The organism is Paraburkholderia monticola, from assembly GCF_001580545.1.
Classification (GTDB): Bacteria; Pseudomonadota; Gammaproteobacteria; order Burkholderiales; family Burkholderiaceae; genus Paraburkholderia; species Paraburkholderia monticola.
Window position 1 is genome coordinate 601,867 of record NZ_LRBG01000037.1, and the last position, 11,928, is coordinate 613,794.

At 63.6% G+C, this 11,928-nt stretch carries 9 protein-coding genes; 5 read left to right on the forward strand and 4 right to left on the reverse strand.

Translation table 11 applies throughout. The annotated features are described in order from the left end of the window. Positions 1-20: 20 nt before the first annotated feature. The 3 genes from CI15_RS26670 to CI15_RS26680 all read right to left on the reverse strand — a co-directional run bounded on the left by CI15_RS26670 (position 21) and on the right by CI15_RS26680 (position 2,965). Positions 21-407 carry an MAPEG family protein gene (locus CI15_RS26670; protein ID WP_062133599.1) on the reverse strand — a complete coding sequence of 129 codons (387 nt, stop codon included), beginning with the start codon at positions 405-407 and terminating at the stop codon, positions 21-23. 185 nt (positions 408-592) lie between these two features. Beyond that, on the reverse strand, positions 593-2,275 hold the full coding sequence (locus CI15_RS26675; RefSeq protein ID WP_062133602.1) for an alkaline phosphatase family protein: 1,683 nt from the start codon (positions 2,273-2,275) through the stop codon (positions 593-595). A 285-nt stretch (positions 2,276-2,560) separates the two neighbouring features. Beyond that, on the reverse strand, positions 2,561-2,965 hold the full coding sequence (locus CI15_RS26680) for a DUF427 domain-containing protein (protein WP_062133605.1): 405 nt from the start codon (positions 2,963-2,965) through the stop codon (positions 2,561-2,563). A gap of 352 nt (positions 2,966-3,317) precedes the next feature. On the opposite strand from CI15_RS26680, the gene CI15_RS26685 reads away from it, so the two are divergent. The 3 genes from CI15_RS26685 to CI15_RS26695 all read left to right on the forward strand — a co-directional run bounded on the left by CI15_RS26685 (position 3,318) and on the right by CI15_RS26695 (position 7,722). Then, on the forward strand, positions 3,318-4,304 hold the full coding sequence (locus CI15_RS26685; RefSeq protein ID WP_062133608.1) for a hypothetical protein: 987 nt from the start codon (positions 3,318-3,320) through the stop codon (positions 4,302-4,304). A 441-nt stretch (positions 4,305-4,745) separates the two neighbouring features. Beyond that, positions 4,746-7,217, forward strand: a complete 2,472-nt coding sequence (locus CI15_RS26690) for a glucose/quinate/shikimate family membrane-bound PQQ-dependent dehydrogenase (protein WP_062133611.1) — start codon at positions 4,746-4,748, stop codon at positions 7,215-7,217. Between the two features lie 22 nt (positions 7,218-7,239). Then, positions 7,240-7,722: an NUDIX domain-containing protein gene (locus CI15_RS26695; RefSeq protein ID WP_062134215.1), complete on the forward strand. Its 483-nt coding sequence runs from the start codon at positions 7,240-7,242 to the stop codon at positions 7,720-7,722. 70 nt (positions 7,723-7,792) lie between these two features. On the opposite strand, the gene CI15_RS26700 is transcribed toward CI15_RS26695, so the two are convergent. Continuing rightward, complete coding sequence (locus CI15_RS26700) at positions 7,793-8,701, reverse strand: LysR family transcriptional regulator (protein ID WP_062133614.1); 909 nt, start codon at positions 8,699-8,701, stop codon at positions 7,793-7,795. A gap of 119 nt (positions 8,702-8,820) precedes the next feature. Here CI15_RS26700 and metE point away from each other — a divergent pair, with 119 nt between their 5' ends. Both metE and CI15_RS26710 read left to right on the forward strand, forming a co-directional pair. Next, positions 8,821-11,127: a 5-methyltetrahydropteroyltriglutamate--homocysteine S-methyltransferase gene (metE, locus tag CI15_RS26705; protein WP_062133616.1), complete on the forward strand. Its 2,307-nt coding sequence runs from the start codon at positions 8,821-8,823 to the stop codon at positions 11,125-11,127. Between the two features lie 233 nt (positions 11,128-11,360). Then, positions 11,361-11,627, forward strand: a complete 267-nt coding sequence (locus CI15_RS26710; protein WP_241495943.1) for a hypothetical protein — start codon at positions 11,361-11,363, stop codon at positions 11,625-11,627. Positions 11,628-11,928 lie beyond the last annotated feature (301 nt).

Consider the following 11,928-nt stretch of genomic DNA (forward strand, 5'->3'; position numbering starts at 1 on the left):
GTTTCGGGCGGCGCGTTTCATCACCGCAATAACGCCAGACACAAGGCAATCCCCGCCCCATAAGTCCCAAGCGCACCGACGAAGCGCAAAGGGTTGGGCTTCGCCATCGTCGGAAACGCAATCAGTCCGACGACGAGCAGGCACCGGCACACGGTCGCGACGATCATCAGCGACACCGTCAGCGTGGAGGGCGAGCGGGCGCCCAGAAAGAGAAACAGTACGGCGAGGAACGGCGCGTATTCGGCCGTATTGCCATGTGCGCGAACGAGCTTGTGCAAGAGGTTGGCCGGATCGTCGGCGCAGTCGGACAGGCTGCGTTGGCGAAAACGCATCATCGATACCGACAAGCCGAGGCCGAACAACAGCAGCCCCAGCACCGCTACACATCCGAGAGCAATAGAGTTCATGGGAACGCGGCTCCTTGGCAGGCTAGCGACGCACACCGGTTCGACGGATCAGGCGCTCCCATTCTCGCACGGGCCGGCATGCGCGGGCCGCGCGGTTGGACCTCGTCGAAAGCAGCTACGCCGCGATCGTGGCAACCCAGATCGCGGCGCAGTTCATGACTCGAATGCTTTGACTACATCGACACTCAGTCCTGGTGATCGAACTCCGGCAGCGGACGCGTTCCTTCGACTGCGACCGACTGCAGCAGCTCGGGCTTCAGATCGAGCAGACGCAAAATCGTCGGCGCCACCTGCGTGGTCAGCACACGCTCGTTGTCGACCTGGCCGGCGTGCTGCGCATGAGGCACATACATCACGAGGCCGAGATGGCTGTCGTCGGGCGCATTGCCGCCATGCTCCTCATCCTTCGCCGTGCTCGACGTATAGATCACGCCCGGGTTCGGCTGAACGATGATGTCGGGCGTGCGGCCGCGCGACGGATCGCCGAACCGGTTCGCCAGTTGCGGGCCAGACAGGATGTACGCCTGCGGACCATCGGCGCAGATGCCGGGCGCGTTGCAGCTCAGATTGTCTTTGAGCGTCTTCACGACCGAGGACGCCTGGCTTTGATCGCGCAGCCAGATCAGACCGACGTCGTCGGTCTGCACGAAGCCGGTGCCGACGAGTCCGGTACCGTCGTTGAGGTTGCCGCTCTTCGTCGCGGCCTGGCCGAAAGCGCCGCCTGAATCCAGGTAGTTGTTTGCTTCGAGCAGCTTGGTCAGCGTATCGCCGTTCTTCACGAGCTTCGTATGATCGGTCGGCGACTGGCCGTGTTTCGCGGTGACGATGATCGCCGTCGACGAATAAAGACCGCGCTGCTTCAGTTCGGCCACGATGCGTCCCAACGCGTCGTCGATATACGCGATCGCGCCGGTGACCTGCGGACCCGGCGTGAAGCTCGCATCCAGATAGCCGCCGCCCGTCGCGACCGTGGCCTTCTGCGCGACGCTCAAGGTCTGGAAATTGGCGCCGAACACGGTCGGCACCGGGGCGTTCATTTGCCCGGTCGAATCCTTGCCGTCGATCTCATCGATCAGCGATTGCACGTGGTAGTTGTCGAACTTCTCCGTGTGCTGGTAAGTGTCGAGGTAGTACGTGTTGGTATCCGGATCGATCGAATTTATTTCGGTACGCGAAAGATCGTCGACGCCCGCGCCCGACGGTCCATTGAGCCAGTCGTAGCCCCACGCGTGCTTATCGGCCCACGCGGTGCGCGCGCCGTGCACGTTGCCCTTGATCACCTCGAAAACCGTGTTGGTCTTCAGATAGTTGTGCGGATAGACCGGCGTGCAGACGCCATTGACGAGCGCATGCGGAATCGCTTGCGGATTGAACGCGCCGCCGCCGTTGAGGTGGATGAGCGCGCCGCCGTTCTCGCCGTCGATGCCGGTCGTTTCATCGAACACGACATTCCAGCCGGTCGGGCCCGTGCAATTGCTATCCGACGGCGCATAGAACGTGCGGTCGTAGGAGACGTCGTAGAAGAGGCCCGCGGACTTCGGCGAGCCGCCGGTCACGAGCGCGGCGAGGCCCGGAAACGAATCCGACAGTCCCGGCGTGTGAGCGTTCGTATACGTCGTCCCCGACTTCGCGAGCAGGGAGAGGTTGGGGCACGTGTTCGCGCCGATGCAACGCGCGACGTCCTGCTCATGCAGACCGTCGAAGCTGATCAGCAGCACATGCTTGACCGACCCGCGATCGTGATCGTGATCGCGGCCGTGATCGTGATCGTCGCCGGCTGTTGCTACTACCGAGTACAGCCCGGCGAGCAATGCGACGGCTGCGCACATTGCGCTTTGCTTACGCTTCCATTTCGTGATCGGTTTCATGTCTCGTCCTTTTGTTTGACAACGACTTTGGGTAAGGCGGGACGAATTTGAACCGTAAAGAAGTCATTTACGTGACCTGCGGTTTTTATTTCGACGTGCTTAGCGCTTAAGGTTTTGTTAAGGAATACGTGATCCATTCGACGCACATGCGCAGTGGATTTGCGCGAGCTACCACGCATAAAAAACGGCACGGGTTTTCGCAACCCGTGCCGTTTCGTCGGTCGGTAGTCGAATGCCGCCAGGTGTCAACCGATGGATTGACTATATAGCGGCGGTAGTGTCGCTCTAGTGATCGGCCGGCTGCTCCGTGATCGAGTCCACGCGGTCGGGATAGAACGCCAGGTGCTCGCGGATCGGCGCGACGGCGTCGTAAGGCTGTTCGTAGGTCCACACCGCATTGGTGCCGCGCCCGCCGACCGACGGAATCGAGAAGTATGCGCAATCGCCCTTGTATGGACAGTACGTCGCGTGGGTGGAGCGTTCGAGGAGTGTCATATCGACGTCCTTGCGCGGAATGTAAAGTACGGCCGGATAGAGGGCTTCGCGCAGCGTCAACGCGTCGTGCGTATCAGCGATCACGTGGCCGCCTGCCATGACGATCACGCGCCCGCCATGGCGCTCGATCGTGATCGGATGGTCCGGGCCCGGGATCTTGATCAGTTTGTCGTGCGATGCCGAATGAGTGGACATAAAGACGCTCCTTGGGTGAGTGGGGCGGCGAGGTATCGCTTGCCGACGGCGAAGTCCCTCGCCCGCGCGCAGGGCAGTTGACTGAAGATATGCCCGTATTGCCGTACTAGTTCACTTCGGGTATTTCTATCACATAAGTTACAGCAGCGCTTCCAGGTGCTGTGAGCGGCAGAACGCCCGCCGGAGTCGCATCAGTTGCGGGGACGTGCTTCTTTGCAACGGGACGGAGACTTCGCGGAAGACGAACACAACCAGCCGACTGGCAGGAGGGCGTGATGCTCGTTGGATACGCTGTGTGTGAGCCCGCAAGTCAGCCTGCCAATCCATCGACAACTGGCGAGGTTGTTTGACCATGCTTGCGTTCCGGAAGCGTTGGTCACAACGCGCGGCGGGGGCATGCGCTGCTTTGCCCTTGACGCTGCTGCCGTGCGCCTCGCATGCGCAGGTCGTGCCGGGGCAACTGTCGAGCGGTGCGGTGGTTGGCGGCAATGTCAAGCGGCATGCCGACGCTGTGCTCGCGATCATGACCTACACGACAGTCCCCGACGTGACGACCAGTAACCTGTCGGTCAATAACGGCCTGACGGGTAATCCCGGCTTCGGGCAGACGCAATTTGGCGGCGGCTTCACGCTCAGCAGGACGTTTCCCCTGTACATGGAGGGCACGCTTGCCTATAGCCGCTACGATCCGGTCTTCATTGCAACGGACGGCGCCCAGCAGCGTGCGGTGCCGACGAAGTGGAACACTTTCAGCGGCACAGTCGGCCTCGGCTGGGATTTCCGCATCACCGACGAACTGGTGTTCCGGCCGATCCTCAACGGTACGCTTGGGCGTGTCTCGAGTGACCTGACGGTGGGGCAAACGATCTTCAATCGCGTCACGGACAGCAACCTGCAGTTCCTCGAGAACGGCTCGCTCAACGCCTACGGCTATGGCGGCTCGTTGATGCTCGACTATGAGCACTACCGCGAAAACTACGAAATCGACGCTGAGTTGCGGGCGACCGATATTTATCTGCGTAGTTTCGGCAGTACGTCGGAAGCAGTCCAGGGCTCGGCCATGGCCCAGCAGCTGAGCCTATGGACACGCTGGCGCGCGCCCACCGGCTGGCACGCGCTGGACCGGCCGGTCCGCTATGTGCTCGAAGCCGCTTACTCGCATTACTTCGGCGACAGTGCCGGGGTGCTGGGTTTCAACGACCTCACTTCGTTGGGCGTGGGCCTCGAACTCGATAGCAGCAGGTATCCGATCATCGTCACTCGCACGCGCGCGATGGTGCGCTACGTGTTCGGGCGCAACGTGCATGGCGTGTCGTTCGGATTCGCGATGAGTTTCTAGCTGGTGCGGCTCGCTTCAGAATGGCCGCCGGGCGAAACGATGCGCGGCCTTCGAGTCAACAGACGATCTGTTTGCTGAATGACGCAGATCGGTCCGGCACGTTCCTGCGCAACTCGATGCTTTTCCTCGATCCACCCCCTTCGTCGCACGATGCATTCCGCATGATGCGGTGTGGCACGCAAAATGCTCGGTGCGGACGCGGTTTATCGCACGTTCTCCAGCCAGAAAAGCGGATTGTTCGTCGACGCACTATGCTTTTTAGTGCCGCATTGTCTGCACCCGAGTCGTCCCGGCATGGACAGCACTACGAAAGAAGACGCCAGCATGGAGCTGACGTAACAGCGACGACGATCGCAAGGCTGCATACGTGGACATGATGCACGTGTGCTGAGTCAACGCTTTATCCATCATCGCAGACGTTCTTCAAGGAAGGTTGAGATCATGGCCAGACTATCGAAACCGCTGGGCGTCATCGGCGTCATCTCCGTGCTGTTCACGTTGCTCACCGCCATCTATTTGCTGATCGGCGGCGGGTGGCTGCTCTCGCTCGGCGGCTCGCCCTACTACGTCGTGACGGGCATCGTGCTGCTCATCTTCACGTGGCTGCTGTGGCGGGCCAGCGCCGCGGCTTTCGTCGTCTATGCGCTGGTGCTGATCGGTACCGCGATCTGGGGACTCTGGGAAGCGGGCTCCGACTTCTGGGCGCTCGTGCCGCGCTCGGGCGTGCTGGTCGTGTTCGGCGTGTGGCTGCTGCTGCTCATGAGCTGGCGTCTCGAGCGCCCGCGCAGGTTCGGCGTGGTCTCGCTCGTCGTGGGGCTCGTGGTTTGGGGCGGCGTGCTCGTCTATGCGCACTTCAACGATCCGCAACAACTGAATGGTACGTTGACCTCGGCGAGACCCACGCCCGCGCCGCACCCGGACGGCATCCAGGCTTCCGAGTGGCCCGCTTACGGCCGCGACCAGCAAGGCACGCGCTATTCGCCGCTGCAACAGATCACGCCGGAGAACGCACATCAGCTGCAACTGGCATGGACCTTCCGCACGGGCGACATGAAGGGGCCCAACGATCCGGTCGAAATCACCAACGAAGTCACGCCGATCAAGATCGGCGATCTGCTGTACCTGTGCTCGCCTCACCAGATCCTGTTCGCGCTGGACGCGCAAACGGGCCAGCTCAAATGGAAGTTCGATCCGAAGCTCAAGGCCGATCCTTCGTTCCAGCACGTGACCTGCCGGGGCGTGTCGTTTGTCGATCTGTCGGCGAGCGCCGCAACTGCGACGAGCGCGAGCGGCGGCATGGCGGCGTCCGATGCCATGGCCGCATCGGGTACGGAAGCCGCCGGCCCTGCGAGCGAAACCACGACCGCGGCAGCACCTGCCGCTAACGGCGCGTGTATGCGCCGCATCCTGCTGCCCGTCAACGACGGCCACCTCTATGCGCTCGACGCGTTGACAGGCGAACGCTGCCCAGGCTTCGGCAGCAACGGCGACCTCGACCTGCAGCACGCCATGCCTGTGACGACGCCCGGCATGTACGAGCCCACGTCGCCACCCGTTGTGACGAACAACGTGATCGTCGTGGCGGGCGCGGTCGAGGACAACTTCTCGAACCGCGAGCCCTCGGGTGTGATCCGCGGCTTCGATGTGCGGACGGGCGAACTGCTCTGGGCATTCGATCCGGGCGCGGCGGATCCGAACAAGATTCCGGGTCCGGGCGAACACTACGCATGGAACTCGCCGAACTCATGGGCGCCTGCCGCCTATGATGCGAAGCTCGATATCGTCTATCTGCCGATGGGCGTGAAGACGCCGGACATCTGGGGCGGCGACCGCACACCCGAGCTGGAGCGTTACGCGACGGGTCTGCTCGCCCTGCACGCCTCGACGGGCAAGCTCGCCTGGTTCTACCAGACGGTGCATCACGATCTCTGGGACATGGACCAACCTTCACAGCCCACGCTCGCCGACATCACCGACAAGGACGGCAAGATCGTACCGGTCGTCTACGCGCCAGCGAAGACCGGCAACCTGTTCGTGCTGGACCGTCGCACGGGTGCGCTCGTCGTACCCGCGCCCGAAATGCCGGTGCCCCAGGGCGCGGCGCCCGGCGATCACGTTTCGCCCACGCAGCCGTTTTCGCAGCTCACGTTTCGCCCCTCGAAGAACCTCACGGATGCCGACATGTGGGGCGCCACGATGTACGACCAGCTCATATGCCGCGTGATGTTCCACAGGCTTCGCTATGAGGGCACTTTCACGCCGCCTTCACTTCAGGGCTCGCTCGTGTTCCCGGGCAATCTCGGCATGTTCGAGTGGGGCGGCCTTGCCATCGACACCGACCGGCAGGTTGCCGTAGCCAACCCGATCGCGCTGCCTTTCGTCTCGCGTCTCATACCGCGCGGCCCCGGCAACCCGATGGAGCCGCAGCCGGGCGCGAAGGGAAGCGGCACGGAGGCGGGCATCCAGCCGCAATACGGCGTGCCCTTCGGCGTGACGCTGAACCCGTTCTTTTCGCCGTTCGGCCTGCCGTGCAAGCAGCCGGCGTGGGGCTACATCGCGGCGATCGATCTGAAGACCAACCAGATCGTGTGGAAGCGCCGCATCGGGACCCCGCGTGACAGCTCTCCGTTTCCGCTGTCGTTCAGGATGGGCATGCCGATGCTGGGCGGCCCGATGGTGACGGCGGGCGGGGTCGTCTTCATCGGCGCGACGGCGGACAACTATCTGCGCGCGTTCGACGTCAATGACGGCAATCTGCTCTGGCAGGCACGCCTGCCCGCGGGCGGCCAGGCCACGCCGATGACGTACTCGGTCAACGGCCGCCAGTTCGTCGTGATCGCGGCCGGTGGACACGGGTCGTTCGGCACGAAGCTCGGCGACTACGTGGTTGCATATGCGTTGCCGCAGCAGTGAACGGGGCGCGAGCGGTCCGCTCATGACGGCTTCTTCCACCGTGGCGGCGCTTTCCGACGCTGTCTGGCGCATGGTGTTTCGCCTCGGATTTCCGCTCGCCCGCGCCTGGTGGCACCTTCGACGGCCTGACCATGAGGGCGCGCTAGTAGCAATCTACGTGGGTCAGTCGCTGTTGCTGCTGAAGTCGTCGTACCGTGCCGAATGGGGGTTCCCGGGTGGCAGTATCCGGGCCGGTGAGACGCCTGCTGCCGCGGCGCTGCGCGAGATGGAGGAGGAGATCGGACTCCCGTCTCACCCCTTGCTGCCAGCGGGCAGCGTCGCCGGCCAGTGGGACGGCCGAAGGGACCGGGTACATTTCTTCGAGCTGCGCCTCGATTGCGAACCCGAACTGCGGCTCGATAATCGCGAGATCGTCGCCGCGCATCTGGCTTCGCCGGAGGAATTGCACGCCTTCGCGGTGACAGGCGCGGTCGCTGCGTATCTCGGCCGGGAAGTCTGCGTGTAGTCGAACCGTTTTTCTTTCATGACCGTTCGGCTCGTCGACATGGAGACGCGCGGACTCGCGCATGTCGCATTCAGCGCCGCGGCTTCGCGTCCTGCCAGCTCGACGCGCGCGCGAACTCGACGAACGAATGCAGATAGTCGAGCGAGGCATCCGCTTCGCGCGTGCCGAGAAAAATCTGTTTGGCGATGCCGGTCTTGCCGAGCTTCACGCTGACCACCGGCATGCGGTCCGCGTATTCCTCGGCGAGCCAGCGCGGTAGGGCCGCCACGCCGCGATTGCTCGCGACCATCTGCAGCATGATGTCGGTGGTCTCGATGGTCTTATGGCGGCGCGGGGCGACGTCGGCGGGACGCAGGAACAGGTTGTAGATGTCGAGGCGATCGGTTTCGACCGGATAGGTAATCAGCGTTTCATCGACGAGTTGCCCCGGTTCCACGTAGCGCGCGTTGGCCAGACGATGCCCTTCGGCCACCACCAGCACCTGCTCGTAGTCGAACACGGGCTCGAAGCGGAGGCCGGGCCGCTTCAGCGGGTCCGGCGTGACGAGCACGTCGATGTCGTAGCCGAACAGCGCGCCGATGCCGCCGAACTGGAAGCGTTGCTTGACGTCGACGTCGACGTCGGGCCAGCGCGCGAGGTAGGGCGACACGACCTTCAGCAGCCACTGATAACACGGATGACATTCCATGCCGATGCGCAGCGTGCCGCGCTCGCCGTTCGCATATTGCTTCATGCGCGCCTCGGCGTGTTCGAACTGCGGCAGCAGACGGTCGGCGAGCGACAACAGATAGCGACCCGCCTGCGTGAGGCGCAGGTGGCGGCCATCGCGTTCCCAGACCGGCGTGCCGAGCTGCTGCTCGAGCTTCTTCACGGTATGGCTCAACGCCGATTGCGTCAGATGCAGCGCACCGGCCGCCGCCGTGAGCGAGCCCTGCCGGTCCACTTCGCGGATCAGGGTGAGGTGAAAGCGTTCGAGCATAGATGAACAGAATTGATGGGTGAATGAAATAATGCCATTTTTATTCATGTAATGAAAACCCTATCATCGCTGTCACTCCTCGCATCGTTTCTGGCAAATTTCATCGGAAGGCAGCGCCCATGGTCACGACACACAATCTCGGCTTCCCGCGCATCGGCGCACAACGCGAACTCAAGTTCGGCCTCGAACGCTACTGGAAGGGCGAATCGTCGCGCGACGAACTGAAGGCGCTCGGCGCGCAGCTGCGCGCGCGTCACTGGAACGACCAGCGCGAACTCGACCTCGCGCCCGTCGGCGATTTCGCGTTCTACGATCAGGTGCTCGACATGAGCTTCGCGCTCGGCAATCTGCCGGCGCGCGTGCAAGGCTTTCATGGCGACAAGCTCGACAACTACTTCCGCGTCGCGCGCGGGCGTTCGGCGCAGGGCGCCGAAGAGCATGCCGCCTGCTGCGGCGGCGTCGCGGCCGGCGAAATGACGAAGTGGTTCGATACCAACTACCACTACATCGTCCCCGAATTCACGGCAGAGACGGCGTTCAACCTCGACACGTCCGGCTTCCTCGAACAGCTGCGCGAAGCACGAGCCCAGGGCGTGAAAGCGAAGCCGGTGATCATCGGCCCGATCACGTATCTGTGGCTCGGCAAGGCGAAGGACGGCCCCGGCAAACTCGCCGACAAGCTCGCGCTGCTGCCGCGCCTGATGCCCGTGTATCGCGCGCTGCTCGACTATTTCAAGGTGATGGACGTCGAGTGGGTGCAGATCGACGAGCCGGTGCTCGTCACCGAACTCGATCCGGCATGGCGCGCCGCGTTCGTGACCGCGTATCAAGGCTTCGAGGAGCGCGGCGTCAAGCTGCTGCTGGCGACCTATTTCGGTCAGCTCAAGGAGAACCTGGAGCTTGCCTGCAGCTTGCCGGTCGACGGTCTGCACATCGACGCGATCAATGCGCGCGAGGAGGTCGCCCTGGCCGCGCAGAAGCTGCCCGCGCACAGCGTGCTGTCGGTCGGCGCGATCAACGGCCGCAACATCTGGAAGACCGATCTGAACGCCACGCTCGACTGGCTCGAGCCGCTCGCGCAGCAACTCGGCGATCGTTTGTGGCTCGCGCCGTCGTGCTCGCTGCTGCACGTGCCGGTCGATCTCGCGAGCGAAGCCAGGCTCGACGCCGAAATCCGCTCGTGGCTCGCGTTCGCGCTGCAAAAGCTCGACGAGCTGAAGGTGCTCGCCACCGCCTTGAACGCCGGTCGCGACAGGGTCACGCATGAACTCGCCGCGAACGCCGCCGCGATTGCCGCGCGCCGCAACTCGCCGCGCGTGAACAACCCGGCGGTGAAGGCCGCGCTGGCCCGCATCGACGCGAACCTCGGCAACCGCCAGCACGCTTACGCCGAGCGCGCGACGAAGCAGGCCGCGCTGCTGAAGCTGCCCGCCTACCCGACCACGACAATCGGCTCGTTCCCGCAAACCGCGGAAATTCGCCATGCACGCAGCCAGTTCAGGAGCGGCGCGCTCGATCAGTCCGGCTATCAGGACGCGATGCGCAAGGAAATCGAGCGCAGCGTGCGCGAGCAGGAAGCGCTGGGCCTCGACGTGCTGGTGCACGGCGAAGCCGAACGCAACGACATGGTCGAATACTTCGGCGAGCAGCTCGACGGCTACGCGTTCAGCCAGTTCGGCTGGGTGCAGTCGTATGGCTCGCGCTGCGTGAAGCCGCCTATCCTGTTCGGCGACATCAGCCGTCCGAAGGCGATGACGGTCGAGTGGATCAGCTACGCGCAGTCGCTGACGAACAAGCCGATGAAGGGCATGCTGACAGGCCCGGTGACGATCCTGAACTGGTCGTTCGTGCGTGACGACCAGCCGCGTTCGGTGTCGTGCTATCAGCTCGCGCTGGCAATCCGCGAAGAAGTGCTCGATCTGGAGAAGGCCGGCGTGCGGGTCGTGCAGATCGACGAAGCGGCGCTGCGCGAAGGTCTGCCGCTGCGTCGCGCGCAGTGGGGCGAGTACCTGCGCTGGGCGGTGGAATCGTTCCGACTCACCGCGAACGGCGTGCGGGACGAAACGCAGATCCACACGCATATGTGCTATTCGGAGTTCAACGACATCATCGCGTCGATCGCCGATATGGATGCGGACGTGATCACGATCGAGACCTCGCGCTCGGACATGGAGCTGCTCGACGCCTTCGACGACTTCAACTACCCGAACGAGATCGGTCCGGGCGTCTATGACATCCATTCGCCGAACATCCCGACGCAGCAGCACATCGTGCAACTGATGCGGAAGGCGGCCGAGCGGATTCCGGCGCAGCGTTTGTGGGTGAACCCGGACTGCGGTCTGAAGACGCGTCAGTGGTCCGAGGTCCTTCCGGCGCTCACGAACATGGTGGCCGCCGCGAAGACGCTGCGCAGCCAGGCTCGGTAAAGCGGGGGGCGGGCCGCCGCTAAGCGGTTGAACATGCAGGCCCGCGCTGCCACGGCCTTGCAGCGCTGCGCTGCACCTCGCGCACGCGGGTGTCCGTAACCGTCAGGTTAGGGGCACCCCCGTGCGCTTTTGCTTTTGAAAGTTTGCCCGTCTAACCTCGACGTACAAGCAACATACCAATACCTGTGATCGGGAACCCGAGGCGCGGCCGCGTGCCGCGTGAAGCCGTGAACGTGAAACGTCTGACTGTTTATGCAAGCCCGGGATCGCTGCACGTCGTCGCAATCTGGAAAAGTCTGATTGAGCAGCGTGCGCAGGTGTGCGGCTGGTCCGTGCACGTGAATAGCGCGGGAGGTCGGGAGTCGCTGAGCGTCGATCTGGTCGATTGCCCGCCAGATCGTCTCGCGATCATCTCGGCCGCGCTGAGCACGGGACCGATGACTGTACTGATGACCGATACCGAGGCGGGTTCGACGACAGGCAGCCACCGATCAAGGTGAACGCGGCCGTGGCGAGCGTCGCGTCGCGCTCCACCTGGGGCCGCATCCAACCGCGCTTCTCACGCGCGTTGCCGTCGATGATCGTCAGCGCCTCCTCGTTGTTTGCACTTCCGCGCCCGCGCTCGCCCTCGCGCAGCCGGTTTTCCGCCTGACAGAACCCGCGACACCGGCTTTACGTTGTGCGGATCGCCGTAAGTTTCTGCCGGCGGTATGCTCGTTGCTGAAGGTGGAAGACCAGCGGATCCGCGCGCCGCCATCGCAATCGATGCGCGCGCGGTCCGCTGCGCATGCGGAGGAGGCG

Coding starts and splice junctions, on each gene's coding strand:
- CI15_RS26675 (WP_062133602.1), bottom strand. CDS start 2,275: ATGAAACCGATCACGAAATGGAAGCGTAAGCAAAGCGCAATGTGCGCA.
- CI15_RS26670 (WP_062133599.1), bottom strand. CDS start 407: ATGAACTCTATTGCTCTCGGATGTGTAGCGGTGCTGGGGCTGCTGTTG.
- CI15_RS26680 (WP_062133605.1), bottom strand. CDS start 2,965: ATGTCCACTCATTCGGCATCGCACGACAAACTGATCAAGATCCCGGGC.
- CI15_RS26690 (WP_062133611.1), top strand. CDS start 4,746: ATGGCCAGACTATCGAAACCGCTGGGCGTCATCGGCGTCATCTCCGTG.
- CI15_RS26695 (WP_062134215.1), top strand. CDS start 7,240: ATGACGGCTTCTTCCACCGTGGCGGCGCTTTCCGACGCTGTCTGGCGC.
- CI15_RS26700 (WP_062133614.1), bottom strand. CDS start 8,701: ATGCTCGAACGCTTTCACCTCACCCTGATCCGCGAAGTGGACCGGCAG.
- metE (WP_062133616.1), top strand. CDS start 8,821: ATGGTCACGACACACAATCTCGGCTTCCCGCGCATCGGCGCACAACGC.
- CI15_RS26685 (WP_062133608.1), top strand. CDS start 3,318: ATGCTTGCGTTCCGGAAGCGTTGGTCACAACGCGCGGCGGGGGCATGC.